Here is a 17,898-nt window from a genome sequence, read left to right as displayed (position 1 = left end):
TTCAGCTCAAGTCCATGCAGTGAAAGCCGAACTGGCCCGCGCGCCGGTCGGCGAAATAGCACTCCAGCGTTCGGCGCACCGTGCGAAACGCGAGCTGCTCCCAGGGGATTTCGTCTTCGGTGAACAGGCGTGCCTGCATGGTTTCGTGGCCGGGATCAAAGGCGTCGCTGAGCAGCGCGGCGCGGTAGTACAAGTGGACCTGGCCTACGTGCGTCACGTTCAGCAGGGTGAAGAGCGGACCCATCTCGATCTGCGCGCCCGCTTCCTCGTCGGTTTCACGCGCCGCGCCCTGGGCGGTGGTTTCATCGAGCTCCATGAAGCCGGCCGGCAGCGTCCACAGGCCGCGGCGCGGCTCGATGTTGCGCTGGCACAGCAGCACGCGCTCGCCCAACACGGGCACGGTGCCCACCACCATCAGCGGGTTTTCATAGTGCACGGTGGCGCAGCGCGTGCACACGGCGCGCGGGTGGGTGTCGCCGTCGTCGGGCAGGCGATAGACCACGCTGGCGCCGCATTCACGGCAGTGCAGGATAGGGCGGCGGGCGAACATATTCGGTATGAAATCAGGCTCTGGCGCTCTCAGACATTGCGCCAACAGCTATCGTTTTGGTAGTAATCAAACAATCTCGATCGACAGCGCCTCCAGGCCCGTGACCTCGGCGCGCAGCCGGTCGCCGCGGGCGACGGCGGCGACGCCCGCCGGGGTGCCGGTGAAGACCAGATCGCCCGGCTGCAGCGTCCACAGGCGGCTCAGGTGGCTGATCACCTCGGCGCAGTTCCAGATCATCTGCGCGATGCGCCCGCTCTGGCGCAGCGCGCCGTTGACGCTGAGCGTGATCTCGGCGTCGTCGATGTCCCCCGCCCGCGCCGCGGGCGTGATCGCGCCGATCGGGGCGCTCGCGTCAAAGCCCTTGGCGGTGCACCAGGGGCGGCCGAGCTTCTTGGCCTGGGCCTGCAGGTCGCGCCGCGTCATGTCCAGGCCCACCGCATAGCCCCAGATGTGGGCTGCGGCATCCTCTGGCGCGATGTCGCTGCCGCCGCGGCCCAGGGCCAGCACCAGCTCGACCTCATGGTGCAGATCGGCGGTCTGCGGCGGGTAGGGCATGGCGGCGCTGGCATCCGCGGGCGCGGGCAGGACGGCGTCGGCCGGCTTCATGAAGAAGAAGGGCGCTTCGCGGCCGCTCGCGCCCATTTCGCGCGCATGCTCGGCGTAATTGCGCCCGACGCAATAGATGCGGTGCACGGGAAAGCGCTGGGCCGAGCCGGTGACCGGCACGCTCGCGCTGGCGGCGGGAGGAAAGACGTGGTTCATCTCTGTGCGGGGTGGAAACTGCGCCAGCGAGTGTGCCACGCGTTGGCTTATGCTGGTGCCATGTCTGCCATGCCCAGCGACTGGATGGTTCCCGATTGGCCCGCGCCGCCCGGCGTGCGCGCGCTGTGCACCACGCGCGCCGGCGGCGTGAGCGCGCCGCCCTGGGAGCACTGCAATCTTGGCGAACACGTGGGCGACGCAGCCGCAGCCGTGGCCGCCAACCGCCGGCTGCTGCAGACCGTGCTGAGTGCGCAGGGCGCGCCGGTGCGCCCGGTGTTTCTGCACCAGGTGCATGGCAGCAAAGTGCTCGCGCTGCAGCCAGGTGTGCCCGATGGCGCCCAGGCCGACGCCTGCACCGCCGATCTGCCTGGCCTGGCCTGCACCGTGATGGTCGCCGACTGCCTGCCGGTGCTGCTGTGCAACCGCGCCGGCACCCGCGTGGCCGCGGCCCATGCGGGCTGGCGCGGGCTGGCGGCGGGCGTGCTCGAAGCTGCTTTGCAGACTTTTCGGGCTGCAACCGGCTCTGGACAAGCGCAGACAGCTATCGAAAGCGAAGTCATTGCCTGGCTTGGCCCCTGCATAGGCCCGCAGGCCTTCGAGGTCGGCGCCGAGGTGCGCGCGGCGTTTTGCGCGGCCGATGCCGACGCAGCGCGGCATTTTGTCCCCGCGGGCGCGGCGGGCAAGTTCTTCGCCAACCTCCCCGCTCTTGCGCGCCAGCGCCTGCGGCGCGCGGGGGTCGATGCGGTGTATGGCAACGACGCCAGCGCGCCCTGGTGCACCGTCAGCAATCCCTCACGGTTCTTCTCGCACCGGCGCGACGCCGTCCGCCTGGGCAGCAGCGGGCGCATGGCCGCCTGCGTCTGGCTGCAGCCCTGAGGGCGGCGGCGCAGCGGCGCTGCGGCGCCTGCGCCGTGCGCGCAGCAAAAAATAGCCCATCAACGCGCCAGGCAGCAGACCATAGAAGAGGAAGCTCAGCAGGGCGCCCCAGACCGAGCCATTGGGCGCCATGGCCTCGGCCAGCGCCATCAGCGCGGTCACGTAAAGCCAGGCAATCAGCACCAGAAGCATCAGCCGGAGTATGCCGCGCCGCGCCCGCTGCCGCAGCAGGGCTTTCTCGGCATATAGTGGCTCGTCACGTACAAACGAGCAAAGGAGCCGCCATGTCAGTCGATACTGAATGGGCCCGCAACGCGGGCGCGCTGCAGCAGCTCTGGGCCCAGGCCTGGGGCCAGATGCTGCAGGCATACAAGCCCGTGGATGTGGGGGCGCTGGCCGCCGGCTTGCAGCCGCTGCAGCCCGTGAGCCTTTCGCCGGAAAAGCTCGCGCAGTTGCAGCAGGAATACCTGGACGGCATGCGCGAGCTCTGGGGGCGCAACTGGGGCGGCGCGGCGCCTGAGGGCTCCAGCGACCGGCGTTTTGCCGCCGAATCCTGGAGCAACAACCCGGTGTCGGCCTTCACCGTCGCGGCCTATGAGCTGCAGGCACGCACGCTGCGCGCGATGACGCAGGCGGTGCAGGCGGACGAGAAAACGCGCGAGCGCATCCGCTTCAGTGTCGAGCAATACCTCGCGGCCAGTGCGCCGAGCAACTTCCTGGCCTTCAACGTCGAGGCGCAGAGAAAGGCCCTCGAAACCCGGGGCGAGAGCCTGGCGCAAGGCATGGCCAATCTGCTCAAGGACATCCAGCAAGGCCATATCTCGATGACCGACGAGAGCCAGTTCGAGGTCGGGCGCAACGTCGCCACGACCGAGGGCGCGGTGGTCTACCAGAACGAGTTGTTTCAGCTCATCGAATACAAGCCGCTCACCGCCAAGGTGCACGAGCGGCCCTTCCTGATGGTGCCGCCATGCATCAACAAGTACTACATCCTCGACCTGCAGCCGGACAATTCGCTGATCCGCTACGCGGTGCAGCAGGGCCAGCGCACTTTCGTGGTGAGCTGGCGCAACCCCGACATGACGCTCGCCGACAAGACCTGGGACGACTACATCGAGGACGCGGTCATCGAGGCCATCCGCACGGTCAAGGCGATCACCGGTGCGCCGCAGATCAACACCCTGGGCTTTTGCGTGGGCGGCACCATGCTGGCCAACGCGCTGGCGGTACTTGCCGCGCGCGGTGACGACTCGGTGGCGAGCAGCACCTTCCTCACCACGCTGATCGACTTCACCGAAACCGGGGTGCTGGACGTCTTCATCGATGAGAACTTCGTGCGCCTGCGCGAGCTGCAGATGGGGCAGGGCGGGCTGATGAAGGGGCAGGACCTGGCTTCGACCTTCAGCTTTCTGCGGCCCAACGACCTGGTCTGGAACTACGTCGTGGGCAACTACCTCAAGGGCGAGACGCCGCCGGCCTTCGATCTGCTCTACTGGAACTGCGACAGCACCAATCTGCCCGGGCCTTATTACGCCTGGTACCTGCGCAATTTCTATCTGGAAAACCGCCTGGTGCAGCCCGGCGGCGTGACGGTGTGCGGCGAAGAGATCGACCTCGCCCAGGTCAAGCTGCCGGTCTACATCTACGGCTCGCGCGAAGACCACATCGTGCCCATAGGCGGCGCCTATGCTTCCACCCAGGTGCTGCCGGGCAAGAAGCGCTTCGTCATGGGCGCGTCGGGCCACATCGCCGGCGTGATCAATCCGCCGGCCAAGAAAAAGCGCAGCCACTGGCTGCGTGAAGACGGCAAGTTCCCGTCCACTGTGGACGCCTGGATCAAGGGCGCCAGCGAGCACCCCGGCAGTTGGTGGGAGGACTGGGCCGCCTGGCTAAAGGGCCATGCGGGCAAGCAGATCGCTGCGCCCAAGAGCTTTGGCAAGGCGCCGCGCTACAAGCCGCTGGAGCCCGCGCCCGGCAGCTATGTGCGGCAAAAGGCCTGAAAGGTGCGCGCAGGCAGCGGCACAACGGTTTCGTGAACGTGGCGGCAAGCGGCCGTCGCGGCGGATTTTGCAGAAAGGACCATCATGGAAGACATCGTCATCGCATCGGCCGTGCGCACGGCCATAGGCAAGTTCGGCGGCGCCCTGTCGCACACGCCGGCGACCGAGCTCGGCGCCGTCGTCATCAAGGAAGCGCTGGCGCGCGCCAAGGTGCCGCTGGACCAGGTCGGCGAGGTCATCATGGGCCAGGTGCTGGCCGCAGGCAGCGGCCAGAACCCCGCGCGCCAGGCCATGATGAAGGCCGGCGTCGCCAAGGAAACCCCGGCCATGACCATCAACGCCGTCTGCGGCTCCGGCCTGAAGGCGGTGATCCTTGCCGCCCAGGCCGTGGCCACAGGCGACAGCGAGATCGTGGTGGCCGGCGGGCAGGAGAACATGAGCCTGGCGCCGCACGTGCTGCACGGCTCGCGCACCGGCCAGCGCATGGGCGACTGGAAGATGGTCGATTCCATGATCGTCGACGGCCTGTGGGACGTGTACAACCAGTACCACATGGGCATCACGGCCGAGAACGTCGCCAAAGCGCACGCAATCACGCGCGAGATGCAGGACGCGCTGGCCTTGGCCAGTCAGCAGAAGGCCGCAGCGGCGCAGGACGCGGGCCGCTTTGCCGACGAGATCGTGCCGGTCAGCCTGGCGCAGAAGAAGGGCGACCCGGTGGTCTTCGATACCGACGAGTTCGTCAACCGCAAGACCAACGCCGAGCTGCTGGCCAAGCTGCGCCCGGCCTTCGACAAGACGGGCACGGTGACAGCCGGCAACGCCTCGGGCATCAACGACGGCGCGGCCGCGGTGGTGGTGATGAGCGCAAAGAAAGCGGCGCAGCTTGGCATCGAGCCGCTGGCGCGCATCAAGGCCTACGGCATCACCGGGCTCGACCCGGCGACCATGGGCATGGGGCCGGTGCCGGCGACGCGCAAGGTCTTGCAGCGCGCGGGCTGGAGCGTGGCCGACATCGACTTGTTCGAGCTCAACGAGGCCTTCGCGGCCCAGGCCTGCGCGGTGAACCAGGAGCTGGCGGTGGATGCGTCCAGGGTCAACGTCAATGGCGGCTCGATCGCCATTGGTCACCCCATCGGTGCGTCGGGCTGCCGCATTCTCGTCACCCTGCTGCACGAGATGCAGCGCCGCGGCGCCCACAAGGGTCTGGCGGCGCTGTGCATAGGCGGCGGCATGGGGGTTTCCATGGCCGTGGAGCGCGGCTGAAGCGCAGCGGGCGGGCGGCGCGGGCTTGGTGTTTTCCATGGGCCAGGCCGGCGCCGATCTCGGTTAGAGTGGGACGAACAAGACAGAAGGAGAACGGCTCATGGCACAAAGAACAGCGTACGTCACCGGCGGCATGGGCGGCATTGGCACCGCGATCTGCCAGCGCCTGCACAAGGACGGCTACAAGGTCATCGCGGGCTGCGGCCCCACGCGCGACTTCCAGAAGTGGCTGGACGAACAGAAGAGCGAGGGCTACAGCTTTCACGCCTCGGTGGGCAACGTGAGCGACTGGGACTCCACCGTGCAGGCCTTCGAGAAGGCCAAGGCCGAACACGGCCCCATCGATGTGCTGGTGAACAACGCCGGCATCACGCGCGACCGCATGTTCGTGAAAATGAGCCCCGAGGACTGGCGCCAGGTGATAGACACCAACCTCAACAGCATGTTCAACGTCACCAAGCAGGTGGTGGCCGACATGGTGGAGCGCGGCTGGGGGCGCATCATCAACATCAGCAGCGTCAACGGCGAAAAAGGCCAGGCGGGCCAGACCAATTATTCGGCCGCCAAAGCGGGCATGCACGGCTTCACGATGGCGCTGGCGCAAGAGCTTGCGACCAAGGGCGTGACAGTGAACACCGTGGCGCCGGGCTACATCGGCACCGACATGGTGCGGGCGATCCGCCCCGACGTGCTGGAAAAAATCGTCGCCACGGTGCCGGTCAAGCGCCTGGGCGAACCCAGCGAGATCGCCTCCATCATCTCCTGGCTGGCGTCCGATGAAGGCGGCTACGCCACCGGCGCCGAGTTCTCGGTCAACGGCGGCTTGCACATGGCTTGAAGCGCGTCCGGCTTCAAAAAGCCCCGCACAGCGGGGCTTTTTCGTTCGCGGTGCCGGCCGCCCGAATCGGGCCAGCCGGCGGCCGGTGCGTGCTTACAGCGCGCCGCGAACCGGGGCGCGTTTGCGGTCGCGCTCGTCATCGGGCCAGAGGGTGGTCTGGGCGGTGAGGGTGCTTGCAGTGAACATGGTCCAACTCCTTTGATTGCACGTTCAACGCCCCTGGGACAGCGTCGGTTGACACCGCGCTGTTAAAAAATTCGGGTTTATACCTACTTGCAAGACCATTGAGGTATCGGGTGCAAGCCGCTTTCAGACAAGGAATTTTTGCTAGAACGCATCGGCCGGGGCGGCCGCTGAAAGACTTTCGACGGTTTCAGACAGTTGCAGCCAGCGCTCTTCGCTGGCGTTCAAGGCCTCGGCAATCGCCTTCAGGCGTTTGCCGGCCTCGGCGATGTGCCGGGCTTCGGTGCTGGTGCACAGTGCCGCTTCGAGCGCCTGCTTTTCTTCTTCCAGCCGGGCCATCTCGCGCTCCAGCGCGGCGAGCTCCAGCTTGAGCGGCCGCGTTTGCTGCGCAAGTTGCTGGCGCGCCTGCGCGGCAAGCCGGCGCTGCTCGCGCGGATCGAGCCCGGCAGGGGCGACTTCTGCGGTGCCTGGAGCGGGGGCTGCGGGTTCGCGCGCACGCCGCGCGGCGTCGAGCAGATAGCGCTGGTAGGCGTCCAGATCGCCGTCAAAGGGCTGCAGCCTGCCGTCCGCCACCAGCCAGAAGTCTTCGCAGACCGCGCGCAGCAGGTGCCGGTCGTGGCTCACCAGCATGAGCGTGCCGTCAAAGTCATTGAGCGCCATGGCCAGCGCCTCGCGCGTGGCCAGGTCCAGGTGGTTGGTCGGCTCGTCGAGCAGCAGCAGGTTGGGGCGCTGCCAGACGATGAGCGCCAGCACCAGCCTGGCCTTTTCTCCGCCGCTCATGCTGCCCACGCTCTGAGCCACCATGTCGCCGCTGAAGTTGAAGCTGCCCAGGTAGTTGCGCAGGTCCTGCTCGCGCGACTGCTCGCCGCCAGCGCCCATCTCGCGCGCCAGCCGGATGAGGTGTTCCAGCGGCGTGTCCTGCGGGCGCAGCACGTCAAGTTCTTGCTGCGCGAAATAACCGATGCGCAGTCCCTTGCCTTCGGTCAGCGTGCCCGACAGCGGCGCGAGGGTGCGCGCTATCGTCTTGACCAGCGTGGATTTGCCCTGGCCGTTGGCGCCGAGAATGCCTATGCGCTGGCCCGCCAGCACGGTCTGGCCCACACCTTGCACGATGGGCAGTGCGCGCCCGTCTTCGCTGCGGTAGCCAAAGCTTGCGTCGCGGATGGCCAGCATGGGGTTGGGCAGGCTGGCCGGCTCGCGGAAGGTGAAGGAAAAATCTGCTTCGGCGAGCACCGGCGCCACTTTCTCCATGCGCTCGATCTGCTTGACGCGGCTTTGCGCCTGCCTGGCCTTGGTCGCCTTGGCTTTGAAGCGGTCGATGAAATGCTGCAGGTGGGCAATTTTTTCCTGCTGGCGCTCGTAGGCCGCCTGTTGCAGCAGCAGTTGCTGCGCGCGCTGCTCTTCAAACGCGCTGTAGTTGCCGCTGTAGCGCACCAGACGCCCGTGCTCGATGTGCAAGGTGACCTGGGCGATGGCGTCGAGAAATTCGCGGTCGTGGCTGATCACCAACAGCGTGCCCGGGTAGCGCTTGAGCCAGCCCTCGAGCCAGACCATGGCATCGAGGTCGAGGTGGTTGGTGGGTTCGTCCAGCAGCAGCAGGTCGCTCGGGCTCATGAGCGCGCGGGCCAGCTGCAGACGCATGCGCCAGCCGCCGGAAAAGCTCTTGACCGGCTGCTCCAGCTGCGTCACCTGAAATCCGAGGCCGAGAATCAGCGCCTGCGCCCGCGCCCTGGCGTCGTGCGCGCCGGCATCGTGCAAGTCGGCGTGCAGCTGGGCGATGGCCATGCCGTCGCCGGCCTGCTCGGCGCTGGCGAGCCGCGCTTGCAGCTGCTGCAGCCGCTCGTCGCCCGCGAGCACGAAGGCGGTGGCGTCTTGCGCGGTTTCGGGCATCTCCTGGGCGACGCTGGCGATGCGCCAGTGCGCCGGCAGCAGCAGCTCGCCGCCGTCTTCGTGCAGCTGGCCTTGCAGCAGCGCGAACAGGGACGATTTGCCGGCGCCGTTGCGCCCGACGAGAGCGACGCGTTCACCGGGCTGGATGGCGGTGCTGGCGCCGTCGAGCAGCAGCTTGGTGCCGCGGCGCAGGCTCAGCTTGTTCAGAGTCAGCATGAAACAGAGGCCGGCGTGCAAGCCGGCCTGTCGGAAACAATGGTGTGCAGGGTGCTGGCGCGCCGCGGCCGCAGGCTCAACCGGGCTTGACGTCGAGCACGATCTCGGTGAACGAGGGACCCGATTCTTCCACGGGCGCCTGGCCCTGCTTTTGCGCCTGTGCGGCGGCCTTGGCCGCCACGTTGAAGTCGTTTTGCAGGCGCCACAGCAAGTTGGTGGGCGAATCGGAGTTGGCCAGGCCTTCCTTGCGCGTGATCTTGTCTTCCAAGATGAGCTTGGCCAGCGATTCTTCAAAGGTCTGCGAGCCTTCGGCCATGGATTTTTCCATGGCGTCGCGCACCCCGGAAAAGTCGCCTTGTTCGATCAGGTCGCTCACCAGCTTGGTGTTGAGCATGACTTCGGCTGCCGGCACGCGCCCGCCCGTCGTGGTGCGCACCAGACGCTGCGAGATGATGGACTTGAGCGCCGAAGCGAGGTCGGTCAGCATGGTGGGGCGCACCTCGACCGGATAAAAGGACAAGATGCGGTTGAGCGCGTGGTAGCTGTTGTTGCCGTGCAGCGTGGCCAGGCACAGGTGGCCGGACTGGGCGTAGGCGATGGCCGCCGACATGGTTTCGCGGTCGCGGATCTCGCCGATCAGGATCACGTCCGGCGCCTGGCGCAGCGCGTTCTTGAGCGCGGTCTGCAGGCTGCGCGTGTCGCTGCCCACTTCGCGCTGGTTGACGATGGACTTGCGGTTCTTGAACTGGTATTCGATCGGCTCTTCCACGGTCAGGATGTGGCCGGTCGATTCGCCGTTGCGCTTGTCGATCATCGCCGCGAGCGTGGTGCTCTTGCCCGAGCCGGTGGCGCCAACGACGAGGATCAGACCGCGCTTTTCCATGATCAGGTCGCTGAGCACCGGCGGCAGGCCCAGATTGGCGAGCTCGGGGATCTGGTAGGTGATGAAGCGGATCACCACGGCGTAGCTGCCGCGCTGGCGCATGGCGCTGATGCGAAAGCGTCCCACGCCGGTCAGCGGCACGCCCATGTTGAGTTCGCCGGTTTCTTCCAGCTCCTCGATGCGCTCGGGCGGGATGATCTCGGCCAGCAGGCTCTTGGGCGCGTCGGGCGCGAGCGACTGGTTGTTGATCGGCACGCAGTCGCCGTTGATGCGGATCAGCGCCGGCGCGCCGGCCGACAGATAGACGTCGGAGGCCTGCTTTTCCCCCATCAGTCGCAGTATGCGTTCCATCGTGCCCATGTGCCGCCCTCCCGGTGCTGTCAAGTGTTCATTATCGGACATGCGTGCACCTGCGGGCACTGTCTCACCGCTGCCCGCTGGAGTTGATCGGCGGGAGTCTGTACACTGTTCAGACACGATTCGTCACACGAGGCAAGTGGCATGAATGGCACCGTATTTCTGCGCCCCGGCACCTGGCTTGTGCATCGATTTGCCTTGGGCGGGCGGTTTGCGCTGTTGGGCTTGCTGGCGCTGCTGACGCTGGCCCTCGCGGTGCTGGCGCCGGCCATGCTCTGGGCCTGGTGCCTGGCCGGGGCGCTGTGGCTGTATCTGCTGGTTTGCGTGTGGCGGGGCGTGGCGGGCGACCTGGCCCAGCTCGATCGCGTGATGGAAAGCGTCGCCCAGGGCGACCTGTCGGTGCGCGCCGCGGTCGGCGGGCGCGGGCAGCTCGCGCAGCTTGGCGGGCGCCTCAACCAGATGGTGTTGACGCTGTCGGCCATGGTGGCAGACATACGCAGCAACGCCGCCCTGGTGGCCCATGCTGGCCAGCGCTTGCTGGCGGACAACGAGCAACTTGCCCAGCGCACCGAGCAGCAGGGCGACCATCTGGAGCGCACCACGGCCAGCGTGCATGAGTTGACGACGGCGCTGGAAAACGACGCGCAAGCGGCGCGCGAGGCGGACGAGCAGGCGGGCCGCGTGCGCCATGCGGCGGACAAGGGCGTGCAGGCCATGGAGCGCGCGGTCGAGTCGGTGCACACCATCCAGAACGGCGCCAAGCGCATGAACGAAATCATCGGCGTGATCGACGGGATTGCGTTTCAGACCAACATCCTGGCGCTGAACGCTGCGGTCGAGGCGGCGCGTGCCGGCGAGCAGGGGCGCGGTTTTGCCGTGGTGGCCGGTGAGGTGCGTTCGCTCGCCGGGCGCTCTGCCGAGGCGGCGCGCGAGATTCGCGGGCTGATCGGCACTTCGGTGACGCAGGTGCAGGCCAGCGCCGACCAGATTCGCACCGCAGGCGACGGCATTCAAGCCATGGCCACGGGCATACGCTCGGTGGCCGACCGGCTCGGGGGCATATCCAACTCGGTGCATGAGCAGCACCTGGGCCTGAACGAGATCGGCGACGCGGTGCAGCAGCTCGAGAGCATCACCCAGAGCAATGCCGACATGGTGGGCGACGCGGTGCAGCAGGCGCAGGCCTTGCAGGCGCGGGCATCTACGCTCACCCAGGCGGTGCGCAAGTTCCGGCTGCAACAGGGCACGGCGGAGGAGGCGGTGGCGCTGGTGGAGCGTGCGCATGCGCTGTACGGGACCTGCTCCGATGAAGCCTTCCTGCAGACGCTGACCGACAAGAGCCAGCCCTTTCACGACCGCGACATGTACGTTTTCGCGCTGGACGCGAACGGCACCTACCTGGCCTTCGGCGGCAATCCGGCCCGGGTCAATACCCGCGTGCGGGACGTTCCGGGAGTGGACGGCGACGGTCTGATGCGCGCCATCGTCGAGCAGGCGCGGCGCGGCCCGGGCTGGGTGGAGTACGACTACGTCAATCCCGCCAATGGCAAGGTGCAGACCAAGATGTCCTACGTGCGCCTGGCGGGCGAGGGCTATTACATCGGCTGCGGCGTGTACAAGACGCTGGCCAGCGCCTAGAGGCCTCGGCCCCGGGGAATCAGTCGGTGTGGCGCGCCTGTGCCACGATGGCCTCGATGGTGGCCTGCCTTGTTTCAGCATCGGCCGGCGTGGTTCGCGTCGGTGTGCGGGCGACGTAGCTCAGCTCGCTGGCGGCGCGCAGCCGCGCCTGGCGGGCGCTGTAGCGGCTGCGCGCCTGCTCCTGCAGCTCGGGCGACCAGGCGTCCCAGCCAGTGGCCTCGCCCGTCACTTCTTCCATGCTGATGCAGTCCACCGGGCAGGCGTCCACGCAGAGTTCGCAGCCGGTGCAATGCTCGTCCAGGATGGTGTGCATGCGCTTGTGGATGCCGACGATGGCGTCCGTCGGGCAGACCTTCATGCAGCGCGTGCAGCCTATGCACCAGTCTTCGTCGATGACGGCGAGCGCGCGCGGCTTTTCCAGGCCGTGCTCTGGGTTGAGCGCCAGAGCGCTCTGGCCGGTAATGGCCGCCAGGCGGGCCACGCCTTCGGCGCCGCCGGGCGGGCACTGGTTGATGGCGGCTTCGCCACTGGCGATGGCGTGCGCGTAGGCGGCGCAGTCGGCAAAGCCGCAGCGCGTGCACTGCGTCTGCGGCAGTGCGGCGTTGATGCGCTCGGCCAGCTGCGCTGTCTGCGGGTCTTGGGGCTGCCCGCTCACGCTGCCTTGCGCTTGCGCGTGGCAGCGCTCCTGCGCACCGGGACCGGCACGAGCGCCGCGGCAGGCGCACTGGGCTGGTGCTTCATGATGAAGTCGCGCACCACCGGATAGACGATGTCGCGCCAGCGCCGGCCGCTGAAGATGCCGTAGTGGCCCGCGCCCTTGACTTCCAGGTGTTGGCGATGGTCTGCGGCGATCGCCGTACACAGATCGTGGGCGGCGCGGGTCTGGCCGCAGCCGGAGATGTCGTCGAGCTCGCCCTCCACGGTCAGCAGCGCGGTGTGCGCGATGTCCTGCGGGCGCACGCGCTCGCTCTTGCCGGCGGGCGAGACCACGTCCCAGGTGCCATTGACCAGGCTGTAGTCCTGAAACACGGTGCGTATGGTGTCCAGGTAGAAGGCTGCGTCCATGTCGAGCACCGCGTTGTATTCGTCGTAGAACTTGCGGTGCGCTTCGGCGTTGTTGTCGTCGTCCTTGATCAGGTTCAGGAAGTAGTCGTAGTGGCTGGATGCGTGGCGATCCGGATTCATCGCGATGAAGCCCGCATGCTGCAGGAAGCCGGGGTAGACCGCGCGACCACTGCCGGCAAAGCGGCTGGGCACGCGGTAGATCACGTTGTTCTCGAACCACTCGAAACTGTGCTGGATGGCCAGGTTGTTCACCGAGGTGGGCGAGCGGCGCGCGTCGATGGGGCCGCCCATCATGGTCATGCTTTGCGGCGTCTGCTCGCCGCGGCTGGCCATGAGCGAGATCGCGGCCAGCACCGGCACCGTCGGCTGGCAGACGCTGATCACGTGGCAGTAGCCGTAGATGCCCTGCACGTGGCGGATGAATTCCTGTACGTAGTTGACGTAGTCGTCCAGGCTGAAGATGCCGTCATCGAGCGGCACGTCGCGCGCATTCTTCCAGTCGGTGATGTAGACCTTGTGGCCGGTGAGCAGCATGCGCACCGTCTCGCGCAGCAGCGTCGCGTGGTGGCCCGACAGCGGCGCGACCACCAGCACCACCGGCTGGGCCTTGAGCTTTTCCAGCGTCGGCGGATCGTCCGAAAAACGCTTGAAGCGGCGCAGCTCGCAAAACGGTTTGTCGAGCTCGATGCGCTCGTCGATCGCCACATCGACGCCGTCCACCGGCACCTTGCGGATATCGAAGCCCGGCTTCTCGTAATCCTTGCCCAGGCGGTAGAGCAGGTCGTAACCGGCGGAAACGCGGTGCGCGAGCTGGGTTTCACTGAAGGGCCACTGCGGGTTGCTGTAAAACTTGGACAGGCCCTTGGCCATGTAGGAGATGGGCTCCATCAAGGTGCGCTGGGTTTCGTAAAGCGTGTAGAGCATGGCAGTACCGTGGCTATGTTGCGGCGCAATATATCAATAATCGGGCCCGGCTGTTGTCCACGTATACACCAAGAAATTGTCACGTATGTGACTTCATTACCGCAAATGATTACAGCTTTTCCCGAAATGGATAGCAATCAACGCGCGACCTGATTGACTTGTTCTCCAGGGCAAGAAGCGAAGCCTTGGATCGCGCATGGCGGCTTGGTCACCCGGGTGGGGCGCAAGCGGCGCGTCCAAACAACACCAGCACTGTGCTCCGAGTGCCGCGACAGATGTCTCGTAGCTACGGATGAAGGCAGCGGACGCCAAGCCCGCGCGGGTGTCGAGCATCCTTTTCGGGGCGAGAGGGTCATGCCATGCAACGACTTGCTTGGCGCCATCGTCGACGTACCGCCTTGGCGTGTGCGCCTGGCTTGGATTTGTCGTGGTTTTTCGCGCACGTGGTTTCGTCGGCCTCGCCGTTGCGGTCGTGCGCACGCTCCTTGGTGATACTGCGGCTCCCGACGCCTTGCCAGAGGTCAGCGCGTTCTGACTGGCATGGGCACCGTCTGTCTGCACGCGCCGCTCATGGCAGTGCAGCAGATCGGGCAGCACATGTTTGTCGTGCACGCTGGCTGCGCTGACCACGGCGCCGTAGGCCAGCCCGTCTCGACTGTCTGCCCCGATGTGCGTCGTCATCCCGAAGCAGCATGGGTTTGCCAAGCATTCAGTACACGACGGTTTGCAGGTACCGACTGCAGCCATGTTCGCGGCCTCGATCGATGCCGATGAAGCGGCCCAGGTTCGCGCTGTCGTGCAGAGCCAGCTCAAAAGCACCATCGACCAGGCTCAACCAGTGTTGCGCGAGGTGCATGCGCAGCATGCGCTCCAGTCCAATGATCTGGCGCCCGCCCTTGTCCTCGGGATAGGGCGCGGCGTTGCCCTGGAGCCCGAGTGAGACGGTGCGTCCACCGCTTGCCGACCGGACCTGCGCCGACAACGCGTGAAGACCCGTTTCGTTTGATGCGCCTATGCCTGTTCATGGGATGAGAACAAGCCGTAAAGTGGTATGACCAATCAAGAGAAATGGGCGGGTTTTGCAATAAAATACGGGTAAACCCCGAAAAATAACCGGATGTTCCTTGCAAAAATCCCGCTGCTTTCGCTGAAACACGCAAAGGTAATACCAAAAAGCGGTATTGGTTCGTCCGGCAAATCGTCCTGATCTGCCGCTTCACATTGGTTCAACATCTTCGGAGACCCTACACATGAAGCATCCATTGAAGACCGCGGTCGTAGCGGCCATGCTGGCAGGCGCTGCACTGGCAGCCAGTGCTCAGGAAACCGTGCGCTGGGGCATTCCCATGTCCTTCGGCGCCAATCTCACCGCGCTGGGCGACACCATGCCCTGGGTCTCCGAGCAGTTGAAGAAGGTGACGGGCGGGTCGGTCAATCTGCAGGTATTCGAGCCCGGCAAACTGGTGCCCGCGTTGGCTATCTTCGACAGCGTGTCCTCGGGCAAGGTCGAGGCCGGCTACAGCTGGATGGGATACGAGATCGGCAAGGTGCCTGTCTCGGCGCTGTTCGGCGCCGTGCCCTTTGGCATGGAAACACCGCAATTCGTCGCCTGGATGTACTACGGCGGAGGCGATGCGCTGCTCAAGGAGGCCTACAAGCCGCACAACGTCTACCCCATCTTGTGCGGCTCGATCAGTCCCGAGGCGGCAGGCTGGTTTCGCAAGGAAATCAACACCCCCGAAGACCTCAAGGGTCTGAAGTTCCGTGCGGCGGGACTGGGCGGCAAGATTTACCAGAAGCTGGGTGCATCGGTCACCATGTTGCCGGGTGGCGAGCTCTACCAGGCGCTGGAAAAGGGCGTACTCGACGGTACCGAGTTTTCGCTGCCCACGGTAGATGAGCAACTGGGCTTTGCGCGGGTGGCGAAGAATTACTACATGCCGGGGTGGCATCAGCCATCGACCAATCAGTTCCTGTACGTGAACATCGCCGCGTGGAACAAACTCAAGCCGCAGACGCAGGCGCAGATCGAGACGACCTGCACGGCGGGCGTGACCATGGCTCTGGCGAAGGCGGAAGCCCTGCAGGGCGGGGTGCTGGAAAAGTTCGAGAAGGAGGGCGTGAAGGCGCGGCAGTTCAACAAGACCATGCTTGACGCCTTCGCCAAGGCGTCAGAGGAGGTGCTGCAGGAAGAGGCCGCCAAAGACGCCATGTTCAAGAAGGTGCTCGAGAGCATGAACGCCTTCCAGAAGCAGAACGCCCAGTGGCACCACCTGGGTTATCTGCCGCGCGATTACAAGAAGTGATCGGGCACGCAGCCGCAGCCGCTTTCTTCAATTGATGCTCTTGCATCACCGGCGCAAAGCGGCGCCGGTGGTGGAATTTCTTGCGGGGTATTTCATGGCGACAGTTCTTCCTGGGCTACCTGATGCGGGTCCGTCAGGCATCGCGCTGCCAGTCACCGGGTTTTCACGTGCGGTGGATCGGTTGATAACTTGGGTTGGCGAATTTGCATCCGCCCTCTGGACGATTCTGGTGGTCGTCATCGTGCTTCAGGTCTTGTTGCGCTACGTCTTCGGGCTGGGTTCAATCACGCTTGAAGAGACTCAATGGCACTTGTATGCCGTGGGCTTCATGCTGGGTCTTTCCTTTACTGAAGTGCGCGAGCGCAACGTGCGCATCGATGTGCTCGCCGAGCGGTTTTCATACCGGACCCGGCTGTGGATCGAATTGCTCGGCATCGTGTTTCTGCTGCTGAGCTTCACGGCGCTCGCGATCTGGTACAGCGTGCCGTTCGTAGTCACCTCCTGGCAGCTCAATGAGGTGTCCGCCGCTCCCGGCGGCTTGCCCTATCGCTGGGCGCTCAAATCCTTTCTCGTGAGTTCATTCGCCTTGCTGGCCCTGGCGGGACTGGGCCGCCTGACCCGTGTCTGGGTTGCCCTGCGTACCCGGGCGTCTGGCGCGACAACCCTGAGCTGAGGCTGCACATCATGCCGTTTTACGAAGTTCTCTCGCTCATTCTGATGGGCTGTTTCATCGTCGCCTTGTTTCTCGGCTATCCGGTAGCCTGGCTGCTGGCCGGCGTGTCGGTGCTGTTCACGGCGGTGGCAATTACCTTGACCACGCAGTTCGGGCTGGACACCTTCTTGCTGACCAGCTGGGCGAAATTTTCCGGCATCATCGATCGGTTCGACGCCATCATGTCCAACTGGGTTCTGGTGTCCCTGCCCATGTTCGTCTACATGGGTCTGATGCTGGATCGCTCTGGCGTGGCCGACCTGATGATGCGCAATTTCGTCAAGGTGTTCGGCGGCATACGCGGTGGCCTGGGGCTGACGGTGATCGTCATCGGCATCCTGCTGGCGGCTTCCACGGGCATCGTGGGGGCGTCGGTGGTCTTGCTGGCGATGCTCTCTATGCCGATCATGCTGCAACACCGTTATTCCAAGGCGATGGCCTCGGGTATCGTTGCGGCCTCGGGCACGCTCGGAATACTGATCCCGCCTTCGATCATGCTGGTGTTGATGGCCGATCAGGTGTCCATCTCGGTGGGCGATCTGTTCATGGGTGCGGTCATCCCCGGGCTGCTTCTGGGCGTGCTGTACATGATTTACGTCTTCATCGTCGGCGTCGTGCGCCCGGACATCGTGCCGCCGCGCCCTGCGGACGCGCAGAAGCTGACCTTGGGCCAGGTGGGCATGGCGTTCATGTCCGCGTTGCCGACTTTCGGGCTGATTTTGCTGGTGCTGGGCTCCATCTTCTTCGGCATTGCCACTCCCACCGAGGCCTCGGGTCTGGGGGCGGCAGGCGCGATCTTGCTGGCGGCGCTCAATCGCAAGCTCAGCTGGCAGGTGATTCGCCAGGTAGGGATAGAGACCACTCTCACCACCAGCTTCATCTTTGCCATCTTCATCGGAGCGACAGTGTTTGCCTATGTGCTGCGCATGATAGGCGGCGACGAGTTGATCACCGAGTTTTTCAAGGGGACGGGCCTGGGCCCCACCGGGCTCGTGCTGCTGGTGCTGGGAGTGGTGTTTGTCGCGGGGTTCTTCCTCGACTGGTTCGAGATCGTGCTCATCGTCCTGCCGCTGCTCGCGCCAGTGATCAAGATGAACGGCACGGACATGACCTGGTTCCTGATTCTGATCGCCCTGATGCTGCAGACCTCCTTCCTGACGCCCCCCGTAGGGTTTTCACTGTTCTATCTCAAGGGCGTGGTACCCAAGGGTGTGACGATCCGGGACATCTACATCGGCATCATTCCCTTCGTGCTGCTGCAGGTCGCCATGGTGGCGCTGTGCCTGCTGTTTCCCAAACTCATTTTGTGGCTGCCGCAGCAGATGTACAGCCCGGGCGGTTGACGCAGCGCCGCGATCATTCGAGTTCACCTGCAAGCAGTCGTCATTACCCTGATGATTGCAGGCCATGAACCGCCTGCAATCCCCCAGCA

General features: G+C 65.4%; 16 protein-coding genes. 8 read left to right on the top strand and 8 right to left on the bottom strand.

Features of this window, described 5'->3' with window-relative positions; all coding sequences use genetic code 11:
* Window position 1 precedes the first annotated feature (1 nt).
* Both KUD94_RS05190 and KUD94_RS05185 read right to left on the bottom strand, forming a co-directional pair.
* The gene (locus KUD94_RS05190) at window positions 2-550 is read right to left on the bottom strand and encodes an NUDIX hydrolase (RefSeq protein ID WP_218238736.1); all 549 of its coding nucleotides are present in this window, start codon (window positions 548-550) and stop codon (window positions 2-4) included.
* A gap of 66 nt (window positions 551-616) precedes the next feature.
* Window positions 617-1,312, bottom strand: coding sequence for a fumarylacetoacetate hydrolase family protein (locus KUD94_RS05185; protein WP_218238735.1), 696 nt, complete (start codon window positions 1,310-1,312; stop codon window positions 617-619).
* A 69-nt stretch (window positions 1,313-1,381) separates the two neighbouring features.
* On the opposite strand from KUD94_RS05185, the gene pgeF reads away from it, so the two are divergent.
* Window positions 1,382-2,188 (top strand): peptidoglycan editing factor PgeF, encoded by an 807-nt coding sequence (pgeF, locus tag KUD94_RS05180; RefSeq protein WP_218239194.1) that lies wholly within the window; start codon window positions 1,382-1,384, stop codon window positions 2,186-2,188.
* On the opposite strand, the gene KUD94_RS05175 is transcribed toward pgeF, so the two are convergent.
* On the bottom strand, window positions 2,105-2,380 hold the full coding sequence (locus tag KUD94_RS05175; protein WP_218238734.1) for a hypothetical protein: 276 nt from the start codon (window positions 2,378-2,380) through the stop codon (window positions 2,105-2,107). The genes pgeF and KUD94_RS05175 overlap by 84 nt on opposite strands.
* A 92-nt stretch (window positions 2,381-2,472) precedes the next feature.
* On the opposite strand from KUD94_RS05175, the gene KUD94_RS05170 reads away from it, so the two are divergent.
* The 3 genes from KUD94_RS05170 (at window position 2,473) to phbB (ending at window position 6,292) form a co-directional block, all read left to right on the top strand.
* The gene (locus KUD94_RS05170) at window positions 2,473-4,188 is read left to right on the top strand and encodes an alpha/beta hydrolase (protein WP_218238733.1); all 1,716 of its coding nucleotides are present in this window, start codon (window positions 2,473-2,475) and stop codon (window positions 4,186-4,188) included.
* A gap of 84 nt (window positions 4,189-4,272) precedes the next feature.
* Window positions 4,273-5,454 carry an acetyl-CoA C-acetyltransferase gene (locus KUD94_RS05165; RefSeq protein ID WP_218238732.1) on the top strand — a complete coding sequence of 394 codons (1,182 nt, stop codon included), beginning with the start codon at window positions 4,273-4,275 and terminating at the stop codon, window positions 5,452-5,454.
* Window positions 5,455-5,554: 100 nt separating this feature from the next.
* Complete coding sequence (gene phbB, locus KUD94_RS05160; protein WP_218238731.1) at window positions 5,555-6,292, top strand: acetoacetyl-CoA reductase; 738 nt, start codon at window positions 5,555-5,557, stop codon at window positions 6,290-6,292.
* A 327-nt stretch (window positions 6,293-6,619) separates the two neighbouring features.
* Here the strand turns inward: phbB and KUD94_RS05155 are convergent, their stop codons facing one another.
* The gene (locus KUD94_RS05155) at window positions 6,620-8,581 is read right to left on the bottom strand and encodes an ABC-F family ATP-binding cassette domain-containing protein (RefSeq protein WP_218238730.1); all 1,962 of its coding nucleotides are present in this window, start codon (window positions 8,579-8,581) and stop codon (window positions 6,620-6,622) included.
* A 76-nt stretch (window positions 8,582-8,657) separates the two neighbouring features.
* Window positions 8,658-9,824: a PilT/PilU family type 4a pilus ATPase gene (locus tag KUD94_RS05150; protein ID WP_218238729.1), complete on the bottom strand. Its 1,167-nt coding sequence runs from the start codon at window positions 9,822-9,824 to the stop codon at window positions 8,658-8,660.
* A 141-nt stretch (window positions 9,825-9,965) separates the two neighbouring features.
* Between KUD94_RS05150 and KUD94_RS05145 the strand changes: the two genes are divergently transcribed.
* Complete coding sequence (locus tag KUD94_RS05145) at window positions 9,966-11,459, top strand: methyl-accepting chemotaxis protein (RefSeq protein WP_218238728.1); 1,494 nt, start codon at window positions 9,966-9,968, stop codon at window positions 11,457-11,459.
* Window positions 11,460-11,478: 19 nt separating this feature from the next.
* Here KUD94_RS05145 and KUD94_RS05140 read toward each other — a convergent pair whose 3' ends face one another.
* The 3 genes from KUD94_RS05140 to KUD94_RS14880 all read right to left on the bottom strand — a co-directional run bounded on the left by KUD94_RS05140 (window position 11,479) and on the right by KUD94_RS14880 (window position 14,304).
* On the bottom strand, window positions 11,479-12,114 hold the full coding sequence (locus KUD94_RS05140) for an RnfABCDGE type electron transport complex subunit B (RefSeq protein WP_218238727.1): 636 nt from the start codon (window positions 12,112-12,114) through the stop codon (window positions 11,479-11,481).
* Complete coding sequence (locus KUD94_RS05135; protein ID WP_218238726.1) at window positions 12,111-13,448, bottom strand: polyhydroxyalkanoate depolymerase; 1,338 nt, start codon at window positions 13,446-13,448, stop codon at window positions 12,111-12,113. The genes KUD94_RS05140 and KUD94_RS05135 overlap by 4 nt, the downstream gene beginning before the upstream one ends.
* A 709-nt stretch (window positions 13,449-14,157) precedes the next feature.
* The gene (locus KUD94_RS14880; RefSeq protein WP_370625894.1) at window positions 14,158-14,304 is read right to left on the bottom strand and encodes a hypothetical protein; all 147 of its coding nucleotides are present in this window, start codon (window positions 14,302-14,304) and stop codon (window positions 14,158-14,160) included.
* A 394-nt stretch (window positions 14,305-14,698) separates the two neighbouring features.
* Here KUD94_RS14880 and KUD94_RS05125 point away from each other — a divergent pair, with 394 nt between their 5' ends.
* Genes KUD94_RS05125 through KUD94_RS05115 form a run of 3 tightly spaced genes read left to right on the top strand, consistent with a single transcriptional unit; the run spans window position 14,699 to window position 17,809 of the window.
* Window positions 14,699-15,754 (top strand): TRAP transporter substrate-binding protein, encoded by a 1,056-nt coding sequence (locus KUD94_RS05125; RefSeq protein ID WP_218238724.1) that lies wholly within the window; start codon window positions 14,699-14,701, stop codon window positions 15,752-15,754.
* A gap of 34 nt (window positions 15,755-15,788) precedes the next feature.
* Window positions 15,789-16,427, top strand: a complete 639-nt coding sequence (locus KUD94_RS05120) for a TRAP transporter small permease subunit (protein WP_218238723.1) — start codon at window positions 15,789-15,791, stop codon at window positions 16,425-16,427.
* A gap of 11 nt (window positions 16,428-16,438) precedes the next feature.
* Complete coding sequence (locus KUD94_RS05115; protein WP_218238722.1) at window positions 16,439-17,809, top strand: TRAP transporter large permease subunit; 1,371 nt, start codon at window positions 16,439-16,441, stop codon at window positions 17,807-17,809.
* Window positions 17,810-17,898 lie beyond the last annotated feature (89 nt).

Source organism: Comamonas sp. NLF-1-9 (assembly GCF_019195435.1).
Taxonomy (GTDB): Bacteria; Pseudomonadota; Gammaproteobacteria; order Burkholderiales; family Burkholderiaceae_C; genus Comamonas_C.
This window is presented reverse-complemented; position numbering and strand designations above follow the sequence as displayed.